Source organism: Curtobacterium sp. MCSS17_011, from assembly GCF_003224275.1.
Classification (GTDB): domain Bacteria; phylum Actinomycetota; class Actinomycetes; order Actinomycetales; family Microbacteriaceae; genus Curtobacterium.
Genome location: NZ_QKLE01000003.1, coordinates 161157 through 182751, shown reverse-complemented (window position 1 = coordinate 182751; position 21595 = coordinate 161157). Strand labels below are relative to the sequence as shown.

The 21595-nt window shown below is 70.1% G+C and carries 16 protein-coding genes; 10 read left to right on the top strand and 6 right to left on the bottom strand.

The annotated features are described in order from the left end of the window. The first annotated feature begins 318 nt into the window (after positions 1 to 318). The 5 genes from dnaK to DEJ17_RS03455 all read left to right on the top strand — a co-directional run bounded on the left by dnaK (position 319) and on the right by DEJ17_RS03455 (position 6864). Complete coding sequence (dnaK, locus tag DEJ17_RS03475) at positions 319 to 2184, top strand: molecular chaperone DnaK (RefSeq protein ID WP_110892085.1); 1866 nt, start codon at positions 319 to 321, stop codon at positions 2182 to 2184. 2 nt (positions 2185 to 2186) lie between these two features. Then, the gene (locus DEJ17_RS03470; RefSeq protein WP_110892084.1) at positions 2187 to 2846 is read left to right on the top strand and encodes a nucleotide exchange factor GrpE; all 660 of its coding nucleotides are present in this window, start codon (positions 2187 to 2189) and stop codon (positions 2844 to 2846) included. 41 nt (positions 2847 to 2887) lie between these two features. After that, on the top strand, positions 2888 to 3892 hold the full coding sequence (locus tag DEJ17_RS03465) for a DnaJ C-terminal domain-containing protein (RefSeq protein ID WP_110892083.1): 1005 nt from the start codon (positions 2888 to 2890) through the stop codon (positions 3890 to 3892). A gap of 125 nt (positions 3893 to 4017) precedes the next feature. Continuing rightward, positions 4018 to 4428 (top strand): heat shock protein transcriptional repressor HspR, encoded by a 411-nt coding sequence (locus DEJ17_RS03460; protein ID WP_110865490.1) that lies wholly within the window; start codon positions 4018 to 4020, stop codon positions 4426 to 4428. Positions 4429 to 4509: 81 nt separating this feature from the next. After that, entirely contained in the window at positions 4510 to 6864 is a 2355-nt protein-coding gene (locus tag DEJ17_RS03455) for a M60 family metallopeptidase (RefSeq protein ID WP_181421017.1), read from the top strand. A gap of 71 nt (positions 6865 to 6935) precedes the next feature. On the opposite strand, the gene DEJ17_RS03450 is transcribed toward DEJ17_RS03455, so the two are convergent. Beyond that, positions 6936 to 8543 (bottom strand): hypothetical protein, encoded by a 1608-nt coding sequence (locus DEJ17_RS03450; RefSeq protein ID WP_146239603.1) that lies wholly within the window; start codon positions 8541 to 8543, stop codon positions 6936 to 6938. On the opposite strand from DEJ17_RS03450, the gene DEJ17_RS17485 reads away from it, so the two are divergent. Beyond that, positions 8518 to 8922, top strand: coding sequence for a hypothetical protein (locus DEJ17_RS17485; RefSeq protein WP_146239602.1), 405 nt, complete (start codon positions 8518 to 8520; stop codon positions 8920 to 8922). The two genes, DEJ17_RS03450 and DEJ17_RS17485, sit on opposite strands and share 26 nt — an antisense overlap. Before the next feature lie 73 nt (positions 8923 to 8995). Here DEJ17_RS17485 and DEJ17_RS03445 read toward each other — a convergent pair whose 3' ends face one another. Beyond that, positions 8996 to 10975: a hypothetical protein gene (locus tag DEJ17_RS03445; RefSeq protein WP_110892080.1), complete on the bottom strand. Its 1980-nt coding sequence runs from the start codon at positions 10973 to 10975 to the stop codon at positions 8996 to 8998. A 95-nt stretch (positions 10976 to 11070) separates the two neighbouring features. Between DEJ17_RS03445 and DEJ17_RS03440 the strand changes: the two genes are divergently transcribed. Then, positions 11071 to 12408: a right-handed parallel beta-helix repeat-containing protein gene (locus tag DEJ17_RS03440; RefSeq protein WP_146239601.1), complete on the top strand. Its 1338-nt coding sequence runs from the start codon at positions 11071 to 11073 to the stop codon at positions 12406 to 12408. A gap of 91 nt (positions 12409 to 12499) precedes the next feature. Here DEJ17_RS03440 and DEJ17_RS03435 read toward each other — a convergent pair whose 3' ends face one another. Then, a complete protein-coding gene (locus tag DEJ17_RS03435) occupies positions 12500 to 14263 on the bottom strand; it encodes a hypothetical protein (RefSeq protein ID WP_146239600.1) in 1764 nt (587 codons plus the stop codon). Here DEJ17_RS03435 and DEJ17_RS03430 point away from each other — a divergent pair. Both DEJ17_RS03430 and DEJ17_RS03425 read left to right on the top strand, forming a co-directional pair. Continuing rightward, entirely contained in the window at positions 14262 to 14552 is a 291-nt protein-coding gene (locus DEJ17_RS03430; RefSeq protein ID WP_146239599.1) for a hypothetical protein, read from the top strand. The two genes, DEJ17_RS03435 and DEJ17_RS03430, sit on opposite strands and share 2 nt — an antisense overlap. A 99-nt stretch (positions 14553 to 14651) precedes the next feature. Further along, on the top strand, positions 14652 to 15797 hold the full coding sequence (locus tag DEJ17_RS03425) for a class I SAM-dependent methyltransferase (RefSeq protein ID WP_258366637.1): 1146 nt from the start codon (positions 14652 to 14654) through the stop codon (positions 15795 to 15797). On the opposite strand, the gene DEJ17_RS03420 is transcribed toward DEJ17_RS03425, so the two are convergent. The 3 genes from DEJ17_RS03420 to DEJ17_RS03410 all read right to left on the bottom strand — a co-directional run bounded on the left by DEJ17_RS03420 (position 15763) and on the right by DEJ17_RS03410 (position 18575). Continuing rightward, positions 15763 to 17133, bottom strand: coding sequence for an FCD domain-containing protein (locus DEJ17_RS03420; protein WP_110892075.1), 1371 nt, complete (start codon positions 17131 to 17133; stop codon positions 15763 to 15765). The two genes, DEJ17_RS03425 and DEJ17_RS03420, sit on opposite strands and share 35 nt — an antisense overlap. 104 nt (positions 17134 to 17237) lie before the next feature. Next, positions 17238 to 18068, bottom strand: coding sequence for an aldo/keto reductase (locus tag DEJ17_RS03415; protein ID WP_110892074.1), 831 nt, complete (start codon positions 18066 to 18068; stop codon positions 17238 to 17240). Positions 18069 to 18155: 87 nt separating this feature from the next. Beyond that, complete coding sequence (locus DEJ17_RS03410) at positions 18156 to 18575, bottom strand: pilus assembly protein CpaE (protein ID WP_110892073.1); 420 nt, start codon at positions 18573 to 18575, stop codon at positions 18156 to 18158. Between the two features lie 238 nt (positions 18576 to 18813). On the opposite strand from DEJ17_RS03410, the gene DEJ17_RS03405 reads away from it, so the two are divergent. Further along, entirely contained in the window at positions 18814 to 21537 is a 2724-nt protein-coding gene (locus tag DEJ17_RS03405; protein ID WP_110892072.1) for a glycoside hydrolase family 2 protein, read from the top strand. Positions 21538 to 21595 lie beyond the last annotated feature (58 nt).

Sequence of the window (21595 nt, the reverse complement as noted above, 5' to 3'; positions counted from 1 at the left end):
CGGCCGCACCCATGGACTTGAGGGCGAAGGAAGCCCTCTTCTTGTGAGACATGTGCATCTTTCAGGACGGGCCGCAGACAGCGGCCGTGCGGGAAGGGGCACGCCCGTCGACGCGTTCCGACGGCGCATGTACATACAGAATATCACGTGAAATACCAACATACGCGCGTCTTTAGGGGCACTGCGCGACCTGAGAGTTGAGTGAGACTGGCGCAAGTTCCCCAGGCCGGAAGTTGACTCCAGCTGACTCAGGAGTAGAGTTGAGCCCATCGGACGCAAGTCCAACGACTTTCCCCCCCCGAACAAGAGGAGCAACACATGGGACGTGCAGTAGGCATCGACCTCGGAACCACCAACTCCGTCGTCGCCGTGCTCGAAGGTGGCGAGCCCACCGTCATCGCCAACGCCGAGGGCATGCGCACCACGCCGTCGATCGTGGCGTTCACGAAGGACGGCGAGGTCCTGGTTGGCGAGACCGCCAAGCGCCAGGCCGTGACGAACGTCGACCGCACCATCGCGTCGGTCAAGCGTCACGTCGGCACCGACTGGACCACCGAGATCGACGGCAAGAAGTACACGCCGCAGGAGATCTCGGCCCGAACCCTCGGCAAGCTCAAGCGCGACGCCGAGCAGTACCTCGGTGAGGACGTCACGGACGCGGTCATCACCGTGCCGGCGTACTTCAACGACGCGGAGCGTCAGGCGACGAAGGACGCCGGTGAGATCGCCGGCCTCAACGTCCTCCGCATCATCAACGAGCCGACCGCGGCCGCTCTGGCCTACGGCCTCGACAAGGGCAAGGAAGACGAACTCATCCTGGTCTTCGACCTCGGTGGCGGCACGTTCGACGTCTCCCTGCTCGAGGTGGGCAAGGACGACGACTTCTCGACGATCCAGGTCCGCGCGACCTCTGGTGACAACCGCCTCGGTGGCGACGACTGGGACCAGCGCATCGTCGACTACCTGGTCAAGAAGTTCAAGGACGAGCACGGCGTCGACCTGTCCACGGACAAGATCGCCAAGCAGCGTCTGAAGGAAGCGGCTGAGCAGGCGAAGAAGGAACTGTCGTCGCAGATGTCGGCGAACATCCAGCTCCCGTACCTGACGCTCACCGCCGAGGGCCCGCTGAACCTCGACGAGACGATCTCGCGCGCACAGTTCGAGCAGATGACCTCCGACCTGCTCGACCGCACCAAGAAGCCGTTCAACGACGTCATCAAGGAAGCCGGTGTCTCGGTCAACGACATCGCCCACGTGGTGCTCGTCGGTGGCTCGACCCGCATGCCCGCCGTGGCCGAGGTCGTCAAGTCGCTGACCGGTGGCAAGTCCCCGAACCAGGGCGTGAACCCGGACGAGGTCGTCGCCGTCGGCGCCGCACTGCAGGCCGGTGTCCTGAAGGGCGAGCGCAAGGACGTCCTGCTCATCGACGTCACGCCGCTGTCGCTCGGCATCGAGACCAAGGGCGGCCTGATGACGAAGCTCATCGACCGCAACACCGCGATCCCGACCAAGCGGAGCGAGACCTTCACGACCGCTGACGACAACCAGCCGTCGGTCGCGATCCAGGTCTTCCAGGGCGAGCGCGAGTTCACCCGCGACAACAAGCCGCTCGGCACCTTCGAGCTCACCGGCATCGCGCCGGCTCCCCGTGGCGTCCCGCAGGTCGAGGTCACGTTCGACATCGACGCCAACGGCATCGTGCACGTGTCCGCGAAGGACAAGGGCACCGGCAAGGAGCAGTCGATGGTCATCTCCGGCGGCTCGTCGCTGCCGAAGGAGGACATCGAGCGCATGGTCCGCGAGGCCGAGGAGCACGCCGCCGAGGACAAGGCCCGTCGCGAGGCGAACGAGCGTCGCAACCAGGCCGAGCAGCTCGTCTACTCGATCGAGAAGCTCATCAAGGAGAACGACGAGAAGCTCCCCGCGGACGTCAAGTCCGAGGTGCAGGCCGACGTCGACGCGCTCAAGTCCGCACTCGCGGGCGAGGACGACGACGCGGTGAAGACCGCCTTCGACAAGCTCAACGAGTCGCAGGGCAAGCTCGGGCAGGCCATCTACAGCCAGCAGGACGCAACCGCCGGTGCCGCCGGTGGCGAGCAGCCCGCGGGGGACCAGCCGGTTGACGACGAGGACATCGTCGACGCCGAGGTCGTGGACGACGAGGACGACAAGGACAAGAAGTAACGATGACGGATCCCAAGGACAACGTGCCCAACGAGGAAGAACCCCAGGTCGAGGGCGACGCCACGAACGCGGCCGAGCCCGAGGACCTCATCGAGGCGGAGGGGCCCGACGTCGAAGTACCGACGGACGGCCCCGCCGCCGGGGGCCCTGCGGCCGACGCAGCGGACGACCTCTCCCCGGAGGACGAGGCACTGCTCGCCGACGCCGCCCGCGGCATCGCCGAGGACAAGCTGAGCACCGAGGACCGCGACCTCGTCGCCGAGATGCGTGCGGACATGCTCCGTGCGCAGGCCGAGCTGGTGAACTTCCGGAAGCGCGTCGAGCGTGACCGTGAGGCCAACCGCGAGGTCGCCATCGCCGAGGTCGTGCGGGCGCTGCTGCCGGCGCTCGACGACCTAACCCGGGCCGAGGCCCACGGTGACCTCGCCGAGGGCCCGATGCAGGTCATCGGCCAGAAGATCCGCGGGGGCTTCGAGAAGTTCAAGCTCGTGCAGATCGGTGAGAAGGGCGAGGCGTTCGACCCGAACATCCACGAGGCGATCGTCCAGCTGCCCACCCCGGGCGCCACCGGACAGACCGTCGCGGACGTCGTCGAGCCGGGCTACAAGCTCGGCGAGCGCGTGCTCCGCGCGGCCAAGGTCGCGGTGGCGGTCCCGGCCTGAGCCGGAACCCCGTGGCGACGACAGAAGAAGGCAGGTGATCCATGGCCAGTCAGGATTGGTTCGACAAGGACTTCTACAAGGTCCTCGGCGTGTCCAAGGACGCCTCCGACGCGGAGCTCAAGAAGACGTACCGGAAGCTCGCACGGCAGTTCCACCCGGACTCCAACCCGGGTGACGCCGCCGCCGAGAACCGCTTCAAGGAGATCAGCGAGGCCTACTCGGTGCTCTCCGACAAAGAGCAGCGCCAGGAGTACGACCAGGTCCGCGCGATGGGTTCCGGCGCTCGCTTCACAGCGGGCGGCGGGGGCCAGGGCGGATTCGAGGACGTCTTCGGCGGGATGTTCGGGCAGCAGGGCGGTGGCGGACAGCGTGTCCGCTTCGGCCAGGGCGGCCCCGGAGGTGCCGGCGGTTTCGAGGACATCCTCGGCGGGATGTTCGGCGGTGGTGGAGGCTTCGGCCAGACCTCCGGCGGCTACCGCGGCTTCGGTGGTCCGACGAAGGGCCGGGACGTCACGGCGTCGACGACGCTCGACTTCACCACGGCGATCGCCGGCGACACCGTCAAGCTGTCACAGGGCAACGGTCGGCCGGTGAACGTCCGCATCCCCGCGGGCGTGGCCGACGGCCAGAAGATCCGGCTGCGCGGTCGCGGCGAACCGTCGCCCGACGGCGGTGAGGCGGGTGACCTGGTGGTCGCCGTGTCGGTGCGCAAGCACCCGGTCTTCGAGCGCGACGGGCTGAACCTGCGAGTGGACGTCCCCGTGACCTTCGCCGAGGCGGCGCTCGGCGCGACGATCGAGGTCCCGACGCTCGGCGGCTCGCCCGTGAAGCTCAAGGTCGCCCCCGGCACGCCGTCGGGTCGCGTCCTGCGCGTCAAGGGGCGCGGCGTCACGACGAAGAACGGCACGGGCGACCTGCTCGCGACCGTCCAGGTCGCGGTGCCGTCGCACCTGTCGGAGAAGCAGCGCGAGGCCGTCGAGGCACTCGCGGCCGCGCTGCCCGACGAGAACCCCCGCGAGGACCTCCTCGCCAAGGCGCGCGACTAGCGCGCGCGACCACAGCAGTGGACCCAGCCTGGAGGCTCGGCGCGGCTCCGTCAGGAAGCCGCCCCGAGCCTCCAGGCTGGTCTCCACCCCACGCGGACGACGGAAAGGAACACGCCATGACCGACATGGACGAGAACTCGCCCGTCTTCGCGATCGCGGTCGCGGCCGAGCTCGCCGAGATGCACCCGCAGACGCTGCGGCAGTACGACCGGCTCGGCCTGGTCGTGCCGGGCCGTACCCGCGGCGGTTCGCGGCGCTACTCCATGCGTGACGTCGCGCAGCTGCGCGAGATCGCGCGCCTCGGCTCCGAGGGCGTGTCGCTGGAGGGGATCCGGCGGGTGCTCGACCTGGAGAACGAGAACAAGGCGCTGCGTGACCGGGTACGCGAGCTCGAGTCGGCGTTGGCCGACCAGCTCATCAACCGACCCGGGGCGCGGGTGTTCGCCGCCACCGCGAGCGGTGCGGCCATCTCGCTGAAGGCGGGGTCACGTCCGCAGCGGAACACGCAGATCGTGCTCTACCGCGGGCCGCGCTGACTTTTGTCTCGTATGTATTGCATGTAGTATTTCAACATGCGAAAATGGGCTGCACTCTGTTCATCACTGATCGTCGTCGCTGTGGCCAGCGGAACGGGTGCTGTACCCGCCGCGGCAGACGTCCGGCAGGAGGACCGTCGTACGGCGATCGAGCACTCGGCCGACGGGTCGGAGACCGCGGTGCTCGTGCACGGGATCGGCAGTGCGTCCGCCGCTGCCTCTGCTGAGCGCCGTCGGTTCGCGCACAGCGACCTGCAGCCCGCCGGGCGCTTCGTCGAGGCGGGCGAGGTCGTGACGGTCTCGATCCCGCAGGGTGCGCCCACCATGGAGATCGCGATCGGGTTGATCGGCACGTACGCGGCCCACAACGACGGCCGCGACGTCGGATACCGGCGGACCGCGCTCGTCCCCGGCGTCAACGAGGTCACCGCGGTGCACGACGGCATGGTGTCGCTCGTCAGCACGGCGGACGGCGGCTCGGCGAGGGCGACGGTCTCCGGGGGCGAACCCGTACCGACCTGGGTCCGTGGGCAGAGCACCGCTGAGTCCTTCGCCGCGGACCTCGAGCGGTGGGCGGACGCCCCGTTCGTCGAGGTCGTCTCGGACCGCATGTTCGGCGACTTCCAGAAGCCGAAGACGGGCACCCTGATCCCGGCGGACGACCTCGCTGCGCGGACTGCGAACTGGGACCGGGTCGTCGAGCTCACGGACTCGACCTACGGACTGGACGACGACGCGGTCGGTACGTCGCACAAGCATCCGCACCGCATACACATCGTTGCCCCGGACACCGGGGGTGGGTACGCGAACGCCAGCAACGGCCGGATCCTGTTCCACGTCAGTTCCGGTGCGGCCGGGGACCTGTTCCGCGACCCGCTGCACGACCAGTGGGCGCTCTGGCACGAGATCGGGCACACCTACGAGTCGACGATCAACTCCTTCCCGGGGACGGCCGAGACCATCACGAACATCTCGTCGCTCGCGGTGCAGGTCGGGCTTGGTTTCGGGAGCCGGTGGGACGAGACGACCGCGTCGTTCGAGCGGTACTTCGCCTCGGAGGACCGGAACTGGCTCGAGGCGAGCGACCGCGTCCGGCTGCTCGCGTGGGAGCAGCTGCGCCGTGCGTTCGGTGATGCCTTCCTGCCCCGGTTCTTCGCGGCTCTCCGCGCTGAGTCTGCGGTCGTGAACCCGCACGTGCTCACCACCGATGACCGCCACGCGCTCTTCGTGACGACGGCGTCTCGGGTCGCCGATCGGAACCTCGCACCGTTCTACGACGCCCTCGGGTTCCCGATGTCCGACGCGACGCGGTCGGCCATCGGCGAACTGCCGCCGCTCGACCAGCGGATCTGGGACAACGTCGACTCGCGCCACCGTGTCATCGAGTACGTCGTGCCCGGCTACGACCCGCCCGTCGGTGTCATCGACGGTCCGCTCCCGACGGTGCCGGTCGGGCGTCGCCTGGTCGACGCTCCGGCCGTCACGGCGCTCGGCACCGCGAGCGGTCGTGGTTCGGCTGCGGTGGTCGATGCCACCGCGGCGGCTGACGTCGTCGGATCCGACACCGGCCGGCTTGCCGTCCGACTCCGGAGCAGCGACGGCACCGAGGACTCCATCATCGTCACGACCGCTGCCGTCGGTGGTGACGCCGTCGTGGCGCGAGGGCAGGCGAACCGTCCGATCGGTGTGCTGTGGCTGGACGGCCGCGGCACCCTGGGTTGGCGAGCGGCGACGTCCTGGAACGCGCACACATCGTGGTCGGGTCACGCCTACCTGCACATCGAGCAGTACGACCCGGACGGCACCCTCATCACGGCGGGCTCGGTCCACGGCGACGAGACCGGCACGGTGCTCGACCGGGTGTTCGGGGGCACACCGTACCGCGACGGACAGTTCCTGCTGGTGACGCACGCCCAGCCGGACCTGCTCCGGGTCTACGGCAACGGCGCTCCGATCACCGGGAACGGCGCACCTCGGGCGTACCGGATCGAGGGGCACCACCTGGTGTCGGCCGATCGCGATGACGTCCCGGGGTGGCAGGTGATCCGTGGAGCGGCGGGCACGCCCGTGGCGCTGGAGCGTGGGACGGATGCTCCGATCGAGGCGCAGGTCTCGGTCCACGCGCAGATCTCGGCGATCACCGCGACGGTCACCGTACAGAGCCCCGACGGGACGACGTTCGTGCCGGGCCAGACGACGATCCCCGGGATGTACCAGAAGCCGGGAGAGGGGTGGCGTGAGAGTGCGAACCTGCTCCTCCGTGCAGGAACGGTGAGCGACGACGGTCGTACTCTCCGGTTCACCCTGCAGACCGGTGGAGGGTTCTCGATGCCGCCTGGGTCGATGCTGCGCTGGCAGCCGGTGGTCGGGGTGGCGTCGGACGCGCCCGCGGGGGCGTCATCGCTCCGCATCGTCGTCGAGGGCAGTGCGCGCTGAGCGATCGGTGGAGGAACAAGGAACACCCCCGGAACCGTCTGGTCCCGGGGGTGTTCCCGTCGGTCAAGCGATCAACGCGTGTTCGCGTAGATCGTGTAGAGCGACGTGGTGTACTCCGATCCGGAGACGGACACGGAGAACTTGAAGTCGAACTTCGTCACCCCGCGCGAGAGCGCGCGGTCGAAGCTCCAGTTGCCGTTCTGGTCGACCGTCACGTCCGCGGGCACGATCTGGTTGCCCGAGGCGTTCAGGACCTGCATCGTCGCGCCGGCAGGGCCGGTCCCGGTGATGGTGTTCGTGACTCCCGGGTCGACCGATCGTGTGCTCACGACGACCGGGGCGAAGCCCTGGTTCGCCGCGATGCTGAACAGCTGGGACGGCTCAGGACCCTGGTCGCCCTTCGTCTGCTCGATGACGAACTCGAACTTCGTCGCGCCGCGGGACACTGCGCGTTGGAAGGACCAACGCCCGTCCGCGTCGACCTCGCCGGTTCCCGGGACGAGTTGCGATCCCGAAGCGTTGAGCACGCGGAAGGTCGCCCCGGGCTCGCCTGTGCCGGTGATGGTGTTGACGACGCCCGGCGTGACCGTCGACGGGCCCGTCACCGTGACGGGGGTGAGCCGGCCGCTCTCGCCGGGGTTGATCGTGACCTCGGCGACGGTGGTGTTCGCGCCCTTCGACTTCTGCACGGCGCGGAGCACGTGCTCCGCGCGGTCGAGATCCTCTGTCTCGACGTCCCAGCGTCCGTTCGGCAGGACACCGTTCGGGCTGCGGCCGACGACGCGCTCGCCGTCGGCGGTGACCTCCACGATCTCGACCGCGGAACCAGGCTCGCCGGTGCCCGCCATCGCGACGGGACCGCTGCGGTGTGCGGCGCCGTCCTGCGGGGTGGAGATCGCAACGGCCGCGCCGTAGTCGACGCTGCGCGTGACGTCGTGTGCGGTGTCGCGGACGTTGTCGATGAACTGTGACGCGGTCACCATCAGCGCACCGCCGGCGTTCGGCGCCGGGATCGTGGTCGACCAGGAACCGTCGGCCGCGGTCTGCGCGGTCTCGCCCAGCTGGAGGCCGTCGTCGCCGAAGAGCTTCACCTCGGAGCCGGCCTGCGCTGTGCCGGAGGCCGTCACCTCGGCGGTCCGGTCGGTCGGGAACCGGGCTTCGAACGTGAGTGCAGCGACCCGCAGGTCGACCTCGAGTTCCAGCCGACCGGTGCGGTCGTTCCCCTCGTACTGCTCGAGCTGCAGCGTGCTCGTGCCGAAGGGTAGCTCGGTCACGTGCGCGGTCCACCGACCCTGCTGGTCGACGATCTGCGGTCGGCGACCGTCGATCAGGACGGTCGCGCCCGGGGCTCCGGTACCGGACAGGTCGGCGCTCCTGGTGGGCGCGTCCACGGCGTCGACTCGGGCGCTGAACGACGGGACGAAGTCGCCGGTGTTCGGCAACCGGTCCGCGACGTTCTGGCCTTGCAGCCGCATCACCGAGTCGGTGTTGAACAGGCCGAGGAATCCGCGGTTGTACGTCGACTGCAGCCCGGTGCCGATGGGGTTGTTCGATCCCGTGTTGGCAGCCAGTCGGAACTGCTGCTTCGGGTCACCGTCGACACAGGACTCCAGGGTCACCGGCGAGTAGCTGTTGATCGACGCGGAACCGGCGGTGACGCAGAGCGCGGGAGCGGACATCGGCCGCACCGTCGTCGTCTCACCGGCGACGGGGATGGACCACCGGACCGCGGCCGCCCTCGCCGCTGCCATCGTCGACTGGCGGTTCGCGGGGATCTCCGAGCCCGCTCCGGCAACGCCCGGAGCGCTGAAGGTCGGCGTCGAGGGGTCGCCCGCGAACGCGGACGTCTCCGTGATGAGGGGGCCGACCTGTGTCCGTTCGGTGTCCATCGGCGAGGTGGCGTTCGCAGCGGTGACGCCGACGCTCGCGGCGATGGTCAACATCGTGAGGCCAGCGGCACCGAGGGTGGTCGTCCGTCGTGGATGTCTCGTCATGCTTGTGTCTCTCTCGTTTCTCACGTGGGTCGATCCCGGTGGATCGACTGCGCCAGCATATTGATGGTGACACGTCAGATGTCACATTCGTCGGGCGATATTCGCGACATATCGCCGATCAGGCGTGGTCGTGTCCATCACGGTCGCGCCCGGATGGTGAACAACCCGCTCGACGTCACGACCCCACTCGTCGTCTGCTGGATCACGAAGCGGAACTCGGTCGCCCCCTTCGACACCACCCGGTCGAAGGCCCACGAGCCGTCGTCGCCCACGACGTGGTGTCCGGGGACGATGTCGGTGCCCGAGATGTTGAGGACACGGAACGTGGCACCCGGGTGCCCACGGCCCGAGAAGTGGTTCAGGACGCCCGGATCCACCGACGTGGTGGTGACCGACACCGGGGCGATCTCCTGCGGGTGGAAGGTGAACAGCGGTGACGTCGAGACCGAACCGTTCCGGGACTGCTGGAGCGCGAACCGGAACTCGGTCGCCCCGTTCGACACCACCCGCTGGAAGGTCCAGCGGCCGCGCTCGTCGATCGAGAACGGTCCACCGGTGACGATCTCGGTGCCGGATGCGTTCACCACCCGGTACTCGGCACCGGGTGTCGCGGTCCCACTGAAGGTGTTCACGGCGCCTGCGCTGACCGTGGTCGGGTCGACGGTGACGTCGTGGAAGGTGTCCGCCGGCACGATGAAGCGATCGGAGGTCTCGGTCCGGCCGAAGGCCGACTGCCGGATCGCGAAGCCGTACTCGAGCGTGCCGAGGGGCACGTGCGCTCTGAAGCTCCAGGTGCCGTCGTCGGCCACGGTGAAGGGGCCGCCGGGAACGATGACGGCCCCCGACGGATCGACGACCTCGAACGACGCGCCGGGTGCCGCCGTGTCGGTGAACTCGTTGACCGCGCCCGGGGAGACGGCTCGCGGGCCGCTGAGGGTGACCGGGTCCAGAGCGCCGCGCTCGACCACGACGGGCGTCCGCGCCACCGTGTCGAACGATCCCTGTGGCGCGGTGCCGACCGCGGTCATCCGCAGTTCGCCGGAACCTGGGCTGGAGCCCGCATTGACGACGGGTACGCCGAAGCGGACCTCGGTACCACGTGGGAGCGACCAGCGCGAGCCGGTGGACGTCCAGGTGAACGCGACCGTGCGTCGGTCGGTCGACACGGAACCGTCGACGAGCGCGTCGGAACCGAAGTCGCGCCAGTCGCCACCGGTTGCGCTCCGGTACTGACCGCGGACGGTGCTGAGGCCGGCCGGGAAGGTGGTCCCCGTCGGTGCCTCGAACCGGACGCGGCCGTCCGACAGCGGTGCGCTGACGTCCGAGTTCGCTCGCAGGTGGGCGCGCACGGTCGTCTCCGATGCTCCGGGGAGGGTGACCGTCTCGCCGGTCACGCCGACGAGGAGGTCTCGCGCCAGGAACGTCACGTCCACCGGGACGTCGTCCTCGAAGGCGTCTCCGATCCACTGCTCGAAGACCAACCGGCTGGTGCCGATCGGCAGGTCGGCGGCCGACGCGTTCCAGTTGCCCGAGCCGTCGGCGACGGCGACCTGCCGGTCGTCCCGTCGTACGGAGGCGCCCGGGGTGGCGGTCCCTGCGATGTGCGCCGTGCGCGGTTCGTCGTCCTGCCCCACCAGCCGGGCGGTGATGGGGCGGACCGCACGGGGCCTGGTGATCGGTCCGAGCAGGGTGTGCTCCCTGCTGGCCCACGTGAAGCCGAAGATGTCCCGTCCGTAGGAGTGGACGTACCCCGCGGAGACGGTCTGGCCCTCCTGCCAGCCCGACGGCCACGGGACGAAGTACCCGCCGGTGGTCGTGACGTCCTTCACGTCGACACCGGTGCCGGGCACCACGAACCAGGATCGGCACGTCTTGGTTCCGGAGCAGTCCGGGGTCGCGAAGACGGTGAAACCGTCCTGGTCGACCGTTGTCCGGACGTTGGTCGGGGCGCGGAGCGAGAGGACGCGCGGCTCGACCCTGTGGGGAGACGGTCCGTCGGCGACCGCACTGGACGACGCGGTCAGCGTCGTCGCAGCCGTCGGCGATGCCGTGGCGATCGTGCTCAGCACGAACGCGACGAAGGTGATGAGCGCAATGAGCGCAGTTCTGAGGTACACGGGGGTTCCCTTCTCGATGCTCGAGCGGAAACGTTACATACACTGTGTGACATGCCGGTACCACGTGCCGGCCGATCGAGAACGAGGGCATTCCGTTGGAACGAGCACGACTGGACCGCCGGTCCGCACTGGTCGCAGGTCTGATGACGGCGGCGTTGGGAGCAGCAGCACTCGGTGTCGCGCTCCGACCGGGGGCAGCTGAAGGCGAGGAACCCCGCACCGATCCGCTGCAGGACGCGCTCGACGCGACCGGAGACGGCCGCACGTTGGTGATCGACAGGGTGTGGAACCGGTCACGTCCGCTGCTGGTCCACCGACGGCTGACCCTGCGGTTCGCCTCGGGCGGCGCGCTCCGCATGACGGCCGATGACCACGGGATCGTCATCACCGCCTCCGGTGTCCGTGTCGTCGCTCCGGTCATCGAGGGAATCGGTGCGTCGAAGCGTGGTTCCGGCCACGGGATCGTGGTCCGCGGCACACGGGATGCGCCGCTGGACGACGTCTGCATCAGCGGTGGCACGCTCAAGCGGCTCCCGAGCGATGGCGTCCACGTCGAGTACTGCGACCGGTTCGTCCTCGAGCGGACCGTCGTCTCGAGCGTCGGCTACGCGGGAGTGCTGCTCCTTGGGGTGGTCGACAGCGTCGTGCAGGACACCGTCGTCTCGGACGTGCGGCAGCCGGCCGGGCTGATGAACTCCTACGGCATCACGGTGACGCGCGACGCCAGCGCGACGGTCGCCGTCGCCCGACGCTCGTCCCGTGTCCGGATCCTCCGCAACCGCGTCAGCGGTGTCCCGCTCTGGGAGGGCATCGACACCCACGCCGGTGACGCCATCGAGATCCGGGACAACACCGTCACCGGGTGCCGCGTCGGGATCGCAGCGGTGCCGAGCAAGGCCGTCGGCGACCGGTCCGCCACCGACGTCGCACCGACGAAGCTGTCCATCACCGGGAACCGGATCACGCGGAGTGCTTCGCTCGCCGCCGGCTCCGGGATCCTGGTGAGTGGATCCGGCATGACGGTCGGGTCGAGTCTTCCGCGGGCGACCGGCTCGGTGTCCGGGAACACCGTGACGGGAGCAGGGGGCACCGGCTCGGCCGGTGTCCTCGTCAAGCTCACTCGCGGCTTCGTCGTCGCTGACAACACGGTGGCGTCGAGCGTGGACGACGCGATCCGGGTGGAGCACTCGAACAGTGCCGTGACCGTGCGCGACAACCGCATCACGAAGGTGACGGGCGACTCCGTCGCGATCGACGTCCGCAGCGGTGGGAACGACGGCACGGTCGTCCGCAACCGGATCGACGCACCGGCGAGATCGGTTCGTGTCGGGCTCCGGTTCGGAACGCGCGACAATCGGTTCCTCGTGCGGGGGAACGACTTCTCCGCGGCCGTGACACGGGAGTTTGCGCACGGGGCATCGATCCGCCGGTGATCCGTCGCCTCGCCCGTGCCGAGAAGCACGACGCACGGCACCCCCGCGACCACCCGGGCCGCGGGGGTGCCGTGTCGCTCCGGACGACGGGTCAGCGGGCGGTGAGTGAGAACGTGCCGGACTTGATCGTGGCGCCGTTGACGGTCTGCTCGATGACGAAGTCGAGTTTGGTGGCGCCTCGGGAGACGACGCGGTCGAAGGACCAGGTGCCGTCGGCGGCGACGTCGTGCGTACCGGGGACGATCTGGGTGCCGCTGGGGTTGAGGACCCGGTAGGTCGCGCCCGGGGTGGCGGTGCCCTCGAAGTGGTTCGAGACGCCTGCCGTCACGCTCGTCGTCGTGACCATGACCGGAGCGATGCTGGTCGCCGCGATGCTGAAGACACCGCTCTTCGTCGGGGTGCCGTCGACGGTCTGCTCGACGACGAAGTCGAGCTTGGTGGCGCCTCGGGAGATGACGCGGTCGAAGGACCAGGTGCCGTCGGCGGCGACGTCGTGCGTACCGGGGACGATCTGGGTGCCGCTGGGGTTGAGGACGCGGAAGGTCGCGCCCGGGGTGGCGGTGCCCTCGACGTGGTTCGAGACACCGGCCGTGACGGACTTCGTCGTGACGCTCACGGGCACGGTCTGCTGCGGCTCGGCGTCGAAGGCGATGTCCTCCATCACGGAGGTGCGGCCGTCGGTGGTGGTCTGCGTGAAGGTCACCGTGTACCCGGAGCGGCTCGAGAGGTCGGCAGAAGCGCTCCAGGTCCCGACGCCGGACCTGGCGCCGCGCGCCTCGGTGCGGAAGAGCTCGCGGCCGTCCTGGTCCGTGGCGGAGATGGTCGCGCCGGCCTCGGCCGATCCGGAGAAGGTGCGCTCGCCTGGCTGGTAGGTGTTCGACTCCGCGATGCCGTCGACCTGCAGCGGGCGCGGGAGTGCGACGCGTTCGGACGTTGCATGGTGCCGCTGTCCGTCGAAGCCCAGGGCGACGAGGTCGAGCTGCTTGCCGGTGAACTCGTGTCCGATCCGGAAGCTCCACCCGTTCGAACCGCCGTCGAAGTCGCCGACGACGCGGTCGCCGTCGAGCACCTGGACGCCGAGGGTGTCCTGACGCTCACCGATGATCTGGATCGCGCCGCTCGGGAGCATGTTGACCTGCCGCACCGCGGGGGACGTGACCGAGGCGTCGACGGGCAGCGGGGCCAGGGTGGCCCGCGCGGGGGCCGAGGCCGAGCCGTCGGCCGCGATCGACACGACGGAGACCGTGGAACCGAGGTGGTCCTGCGGAACCGTCGCCGCGAAGTGACCGTCGCGGACGTCCGCCTCGGCGATCACGGTGGAGGATGCGTCGCGGACCTCGACCGACGTCGTGTCATCGGATACCGCGCCGCGCACCGAGAAGTCGCCGTTCAGCAGGCGGTCCGGCGTCTCCAGGACCGGTGCCGCCGGAGCCTGTTGGTCGGCCGGGGTGAACGTGACGTTGCTGATGACGCTCGACGCGCCCGTCGTGGTGGTCTGCGTGAACGTCACGACGTGGTCCGAACCGGCGGTCAGGTCGGCATCTGCCGACCAGGTGCCTCCGGCGGTGCGTGCGTCGGAGGCCTTCGTCGAGAAGAGCTCGGCGCCGGAGCGGTCGGTCGCGGTGATCGTCGCACCAGCCGTTGCCGTGCCCGCGAAGTGCTGGGTGCCCGGCGTGAAGGTGTTCTTTTCCTGCAGGCCGGTCACCTGGAGGGTGCGCGGGAGGGGCAGGCGCTCGGTCCGGGTCTGGGTGCCGTCGGCGGCGGTGTGCACACGGACCAGGTCGAGGCTGCTGTCCTTGTGCTTGTCCTGCACGAAGATCTGGAACAGGCCGCCGTTGCCGACGGAGCGGTCCATGACCGTGTCGCCGTCGAGGAGCCACACGTCGTCCGAGCCGGCGGTCCCCATGAGGACGCGGGCGCCGGACAGGTTGTCGGCGATGCTCAGGACCTGCCCAGCGGCGAGCGCGGGGTCGACGGTGATGCCGTCGGTCGGCGACGACTGCGCGGCCGAAGCCGTCGAGGGGGTCGGCGTCGCTGCGACGGCGACCGTGGGAGAGATCGCGCCGAGGCCGATCGACGCGGTGAGGATCGTGCAGACGACGGCTGCAGGGTGGAAGGGGGAGGGTGCCGTGTGGACTCCTTAGCGAGGAGGGCAAGTGTTTCACATGTCATATTCACCGGGTGAACACCTGCCGGGGGCAATGGCTACGGCCCGACCCATCGATGGTGGGTACGCTGACGCGGTGCCAGACTTCGCCGACCTCTTCCGCCGCCGGGACGACTCCGCGCCCGACCTCATCGCGATCGACGGCACGGACCGCTTCCTGATCGACGAAGCACCGCACGTGCACGGCGACGCGCTCCGGCAGCCCGGTGAGGTCGCCGTGGTCGACGACCGCCACGGCGTCCTGACGCTCGGGCTCATCACGCAGCACGGCGCGAAGGACGTCCGGGTGGTGCAGGACTCCCTGGTCGGGCAGCGTGCCCTCGAGGCGAACGCCGGCACCTTCGGCATCCGCGGGTTCCGGCACCCGGCATCGCTCGAGGACGCCTTCCAGGACGTCCGACTCGTGGTGCTCCGGCTGTCGAAGTCGCACGATCGTCTGGACGAGGTCGCCCGTGCCGTCGCACGCTTCGCGGCACCCGACGTCGTGCTGCTGTGCGGGGGCAACGTGAAGTACATGCACCTGTCGCAGAACGACGTACTCCGGCGATCGTTCGGCGAGGTCACCCCGTCCCGGGGGCGTGGCAAGTCACGCCTGCTCATCGCGCAGGACCCGCTGCGTGCGCAGGCGAACCGTGCCGCTACGACAGCCCCGTGGCCACGTTCGGTGCACGTCGACGAGATCGGCATGACGATCGTCGCGCACGGCGGCGTGTTCGCTGGGACGTCGCTCGACCAGGGTACCCGGGTGCTGCTCGGCGCGATCGACGACGCGGTCCCGACGGCGCGGACGATCGTGGACCTCGGGTCGGGCAACGGCGTCGTCGCCGCCGCTGTGGCGCTCCGGCGTCCGGGCGTGCAGGTGATCGCGACGGACGTGTCGCGGATCGCGGTCGAGTCGACCCGTGCCACCGCCGATGCGAACGGCGTGGGCGACCGGGTGACAGTTGTGCGGGCCGACGCCGGCGACGAACTGGCGTCCGGATCAGCGCAGCTGGTGCTCTGCAACCCGCCGTTCCACGCGGACACCACGGTGACCACGGACGCGGCCGAGGCAATGTTCCGGAACGCGGCGACGATCCTCCAGGCCGGCGGTGAACTGTGGTGCGTCTGGAACTCGCACCTGCGCTACCGACCTGTGCTCGAGCGTCTCGTCGGGCCGACGCGGCAGGTGGTGCGGACGGACAAGTTCACCGTGACGGCGTCGGTGGCCACCGGGCGGTGACCTCGAGCACGTGCGCGTCGTAGTGCACGGCGAGCGCGTGAACTGCCGCGCTGGCGAGGTCGGGGTCGCCGGTGTCGATCGCCTCGTCGAGCAGGGAGAGCACGTCGTCCACGGCCCACTGCCGGAGCGGTGGGGCCTCGTCGAACACGAACGCGAGCCGACTGATGGCCAGACGCATGTTGCCGGCGACCCAGGGGTTCGGAGTGTGCCGGCTCAGGGTGCGGGACAGCTCGACCATGCCGACGGCGAAGGCGTAGTCGCGAGTGCGCGCGTACTGCCGCACGGTGGCGATCACCCGGTGGAGTTCGGCTCGGCCGTCGGCGGAGAGCACCGGAACGGCTGACCGAGCGCACATCTCGGTGAGCGTCGTGGCGAGTTGCAGGGAGTCGACCCAGTGCTGCACGCCGGGGTCCGCGATCCGGACGGAGTCGGGGGCGTCCGGTGGCCGCTCGACCAGGCCCATGAGCTCGAGTCGACGGAACAACGGCGTGAGGATGCGTGCCGAACGTCGGAGGCGTGCGGCGACATCCTGCGGCGGGTAGGTCCGCCCGCGCTCCAGTGTGCCGTCGCGGACCATGGCGAGCAGGTCCCACCACAGATCGTCCGGCGCCCAGGCGGCCCAGGTCGGGACGTCCGCCGCTGCCGACGTCACGGTGAGCAGGCCGGCCGGGATGTACCCGAGGCTCGGCGCGACGGCAGCGAGCTGGTTGTCCCACACACGGGCGAGCACGTGCGCGGCGCGTTCCGCTGTCCGGGGCGACGGGTACCGCAGTGCCTGCTCTGACGCCGCGGCCCAGTCGTCGACGTCGGTGTTCCGGAACGGGACGGAGGGACTGGTGCCGAAGCGGACCCGTTCGAGGGCGCCGCGTCCCAGCCGAGCGAGTGCGGCGTTGGGTGAACGGTCGATCCAGAACCGCAGCGACGCCCAGAACGCGGGGTCGAGGTCGGGGGTGCGCAGCGTGGCCGCGCGGCGGAGCGCATCGAACACGACGTCGTGCTCGGCAATGTCCGAGGATGCCGATGCCGATGCCGATGCCGTCTGCGCGGAGCGCAGTACGCCCTCCATCAAACCGACGAGCAGGTGGCCGTTGTCGTTCCACGCCGGCACCGACAACGTGCCGAAGCGGACGGTGCCGTCGGTGACGAACGTCACGAGCCCGATGTCGGTCAGGCGCTCGAGCACCGCGTGCAGGATCACCGGGTCGAGACCGAACCGCCCGGAGAGCACGAGCTCGTCGTGGTCGACGTCCCGCTCGATCGAGCTGTCCCGGGCGGCGCCGAGGACCGTCCGGTAGGCGTCGTCGAACTGCTGCGCCCCGTCGGTCTCCGTGGACATTGCCACCCCCCTCGTCGTGCAGCGTATCCGGCACCGATGCGACAGGCACGACGCGACAGGAGCCGCCCGCGGTGCGGACGGCTCCTGTCGGAGGGCGGGATCGATCAGGCCGGCACGTAGTCGAACGTGTCGGGGTCCGGACCCGTGCGGTGGCCCTTGTCGAGGGCGGTGATGTCCGTCATGTCCTCGTCCGAGAGCTCGAAGTCGAAGATCGCGAAGTTCTCCTCGACGCGGGCGCGGGTGACCGACTTCGGGAACACGATGTCGCCACGCTGGATGTGCCAACGGAGGACGACCTGCGCCGGGGACTTGCCGACGGACGATGCGACGCGGGTGATGGTCTCGTCGTCGAGGACGAGGCCCTGCGCGATCGGGGACCATGCCTCGGTCGCGATGCCGAGCTCGCGGTTCACGGCACGGAGGTCGTCCTGCACGAGGTACGGGTGCACCTCGATCTGGTTGACCGAGGGCGGGACGTCGGTCTCGGCGCGCAGGCGGTGCAGGTGGTGCGCCTGGAAGTTCGAGACACCGATCGAGCGGGCGGTGCCGCCGTGGTACAGCTCCTCGAGCGCCTTCCACGTCGGGACGAAGTCCGAGACGGTGGGCAGCGGCCAGTGGATGAGGAACAGGTCGGTGTAGCCGCCGAGCAGGTCGGCCGACTTCTTGCCGTTCTCCAGCGCGGCCTCCGGGTCGTGGAAGCCGTTGTTGAGCTTCGAGGTGACGAAGATCTCCTCGCGCGGGATGCCGGACGAAGCGATGGCCTCGCCGACCTCCTTCTCGTTGCCGTACATCTCGGCGGTGTCGATGTGGCGGTAGCCGACCTCGAGCGCGGCCAGCGTGGCGGCCTTCGTCTTGGAGGGGTCGATCTGGAAGACACCGAAGCCGAGCTGCGGGATGGTCTTGCCGTCGTTCAGGGTGATGTTCGGAACGGTCATGGACCCATGCAACCAAACGCCCCTCAGCGCGCATTCCGCAGACACCCAGGAACGGCGGGCCCGGACACGCCGCTCAGGCTGCGCAGCTCAGGCGAGCGCAGCCGTGATGTACGCCTGCAGCGCCTGGCCGTACGCGATCGCCGGTACCTCGGACGCGAAGCTGCGGTCGGCACCGTCGATCGTGGCCGTCACCGTGAAGACCACGCGACCGCCGACCTGCACACGGGTCAGTCCGATGAACGAGCGCCCGAGCAGCTCGCGCAGCTGGTCCTCGCGGGGCAGCCAGAGCGACTCCGTGGCGGTGACGGAGTCGAGCGCCCACTCGGTGGTGCCGTTGAAGCCGAGGATCGTGCCGGTGGGGGAGTCGTGCCGCTCGACGGTCATCTCGGACACCGTGTAGACGTCGTCGTCGATGCCGGGCTTGTCGATCACGAACCGGTCCCCGGTCTCGGGGTGCCAGCGGAGACCGGCGTCACGGAGGGACCTGGCGAGTTCGACGGTGATCACGTTCCCACCTTGCCCGCGCGACCCGCCCCTGTCACCACCTAGGTTGCCGAAAGCATCCCGTACTAGCATCGCCGAGCACCCCTCGCGCGAGCGCAACCCGTTCGTGCGCGCGACGTGACGACGCCCGGGCAACCGGTGCCGCGCCTCCAGGCCGTGGGAACCGGCCGTGGGTCGGACCGCCGGTCGGCGTCCCCGACCGAGGCTGACGGACACCCTGCCGCCGAAGAGAAGGACCCGCATGACCCTCGAACGCGAGGAACTCCGCGACGACTGGACAGTGACCCTGGCCGGGGGAACCGGCGCACCGGACGGTGTCGCGGGCCGTGCCATCCCGGCGACGGTGCCGGGCCAGGTGCACACCGACCTGGAGCGGGAGGGCCTGCTGCCGGACCCGACGTTCCACCTGAACGAGCAGGCCGCGAAGTGGGTCGGCCGCGCCGACTGGGCCTACCGCCGAACGGTCGACGTCGACCCGCGGGGTCACGAGCGCGTCGACCTGGTCTGCGACGGCCTCGACACGGTCGCGGAGCTCAGCCTGGACGGTGTCGTCGTGGGCACGACCCGCAACATGCACCGCCGGTACCGGTTCGACGCCCGGGTGCAGACGGGGTCCGGCGGCACCACGAAGGACCTCGAGATCCTGTTCGAGTCGCCCTACCGCGAGGCCGGCCGGGTCGCCGCGAAGGCGGGCAGCATGCCCGGTCCGTACGACGAGCCGTTCCCGTACATCCGCAAGATGGCGTCGAACTTCGGGTGGGACTGGGGGCTGACGGCGGTCACGAGCGGCCCCTGGCGGCCGGTCGCGATCGAGCGCTGGTCGACCGCGCGCCTGCGCGAGGTGCGCCCGCTCGTCGACGTCGAGGCCGGCGAGGGCGTGCTCGACGCGCACATCACGGTCGAGCGCTCGGGCATGAACGACCTGGACCAGGACGGCGAGGACGACGACCTCGTGCTCGTCGTCACCGTGAGCGGTGAGACCGAGGACGGCGGCACCACGCGACAGCGGTCCCGCGCGCAGCTCACCCCGAAGGACGACGAGACGGTCGTCACCGTGCGCGTCCCGGAGGCGCGGCGCTGGTGGCCGCGCGGCTACGGCGCGCAGGCCCAGTACGACGTCGTGGTCGAGCTGCAGACCGTCGACGGCGAGGTGCTCGATCGCGACGCGTTCCGCACCGGGTTCCGGTCGACCCGCATCGAGACCCAGGTCGACGGCATCGGCCGCCCCTTCGCCGTGCACGCGAACGGCACGCTCATCGACGTCCGCGGCGTCAACTGGATCCCCGACGACGTCATCATCTCGCGCGTCGACCGTGCCCGGCTCGAGTCCCGGCTGGCGGCCGCGGCCTCGCTCGGCACGAACCTGGTGCGCGTCTGGGGCGGCGGAGTGTACGAATCGCGCGACTTCTACGAGGTCTGCGACGAACTCGGTCTGCTCGTCTGGCAGGACTTCCCGTTCGCGTGCTCGGCCTACCCCGAGGTGGAGCCGATCCGCAGCGAGGTCATCGCCGAGGCGCGGGACAACGTCGCCCGGCTCGCCCGCCACCCCTCGTTGCTGGTGTGGAACGGCAACAACGAGAACATCTGGCTGCACGACGCCGACGGCTGGGGTGCGGAGCTGGGCGATCGGGGATGGGGACTCGACTACTACCTCGACCTGCTGCCGACCATCGTCGACGCGGTCGACCCGTCGCGTTTCTACACGGTCGCGTCGCCGTGGTCAGGATCGGAGTCGCTCCCCGCGAACGAGGTCGACCACGAGACGCACCACTCGTGGGACGTCTGGAACCGGCTGCCCGACACCGCCTACCGCGAGTCGGTGCCGCGGTTCGTGTCCGAGTTCGGCTGGCAGGCACCACCCGCGTGGCGCACGCTCCGCGACGCGGTCACGGACGCACCGCTGCGGGTCGACTCGCCCGGTGTGGTCCACCACCAGAAGGCGGCGGACGGGATGGCCAAGCTGGCTCGCGGGCTCGAGCCGCGTTTCGGCGCGGTCGACCCCGCCGCGTTCGACGCGTGGCACTACCTGACGCAGCTGCAGCAGGCACGGGCGATCGCGACCGGCATCGAGCACTGGCGCACGCACTGGCCGCGCAACACCGGTGTCGTGGTGTGGCAGCTGAACGACCTGTGGCCGGTGTCGTCGTGGTCGGCGATCGACTCGGCGGGTCGGCTGAAGCCGCTGGCGCACGAACTGCGCCGGCTCTACGACGACGTGCTGCTGACGATCCGTCCGGTGTCGTCGGTGTCGGTGACGCCCGGTCCGGCCGGTGGGCCCGGTTCCGTGGGTGGGTCGGGTGCGGCCGGTTCCGCCGGTACGTCGCCTGCGGCGGCTGCGGAGCCGACTGGAGGCCCGGATCACCCGGGTGGGTCGGCTGCGGTCGGCGAGACGGCCGAGTTGGGCGTGCTCGCGGACACGCTCTCGCTGGGAGTCTCGCCCGGCGCGTTCGGGTCCTCGCCCGTCGAGGTCGCCGTGCGGTCGACGCGCGGTGGGCACGACAGCGTGGTGCGGGTGCGCCGGATCACCACGGCCGGCACGATCCTGGCCGAGGTGTCGCTGCCGGTCCGGCTGTCGGCCGCCGGCGTCGGGGTCGTGGCGCTGCCCGAGTCGGTCGGCGTCGTCGACGACCCGGCGGGCGAGCTCATCATCGCGGACATGGACTGGCGCCGCGCGGTCTGGACCCCGGGTCCCGATGCCGCGATGCGCTGGGAGCCGGCGCGCTACCGGACCTCGTTCGCGGTGGTCGACGGCGGCCTGGACCTGACCGTCGAGGCCGACTCGCTCGTCCGCGACCTGCTGGTGCAGCCGGACCGGGTGGCCGCCGGTGGAACGGTCGACCGCGGGTTCATGACGCTGCTGCCCGGCGAACGGGTGGTGTTCCGCCTCGGTGGCGTCACCGAGTCCGACATCCCGGCGCTCCGCGAAGCGCCCGTGCTGTGGAGCCTCGACGGCGTGCTGCGGTGACCGGGGCGCTTCCCTGTGCGAACGGTGTCCGTTCGGGGGGCCGGCCTGGGCATCCAGG

Bases quoted from the DNA above. Each gene is read 5' to 3' on its own strand.
- dnaK (WP_110892085.1), top strand. From the start codon at position 319: ATGGGACGTGCAGTAGGCATCGACCTCGGAACCACCAACTCCGTCGTC.
- DEJ17_RS03470 (WP_110892084.1), top strand. From the start codon at position 2,187: ATGACGGATCCCAAGGACAACGTGCCCAACGAGGAAGAACCCCAGGTC.
- DEJ17_RS03465 (WP_110892083.1), top strand. From the start codon at position 2,888: ATGGCCAGTCAGGATTGGTTCGACAAGGACTTCTACAAGGTCCTCGGC.
- DEJ17_RS03460 (WP_110865490.1), top strand. From the start codon at position 4,018: ATGGACGAGAACTCGCCCGTCTTCGCGATCGCGGTCGCGGCCGAGCTC.
- DEJ17_RS03450 (WP_146239603.1), bottom strand. From the start codon at position 8,543: ATGTCCGCTCCCGCGCTCTGCGTCACCGCCGGTTCCGCGTCGATCAAC.
- DEJ17_RS03430 (WP_146239599.1), top strand. From the start codon at position 14,262: ATGACCGTGTCGCCGTCGAGGAGCCACACGTCGTCCGAGCCGGCGGTC.
- DEJ17_RS03435 (WP_146239600.1), bottom strand. From the start codon at position 14,263: ATGGACCGCTCCGTCGGCAACGGCGGCCTGTTCCAGATCTTCGTGCAG.
- DEJ17_RS03420 (WP_110892075.1), bottom strand. From the start codon at position 17,133: ATGTCCACGGAGACCGACGGGGCGCAGCAGTTCGACGACGCCTACCGG.
- DEJ17_RS03415 (WP_110892074.1), bottom strand. From the start codon at position 18,068: ATGACCGTTCCGAACATCACCCTGAACGACGGCAAGACCATCCCGCAG.
- DEJ17_RS03405 (WP_110892072.1), top strand. From the start codon at position 18,814: ATGACCCTCGAACGCGAGGAACTCCGCGACGACTGGACAGTGACCCTG.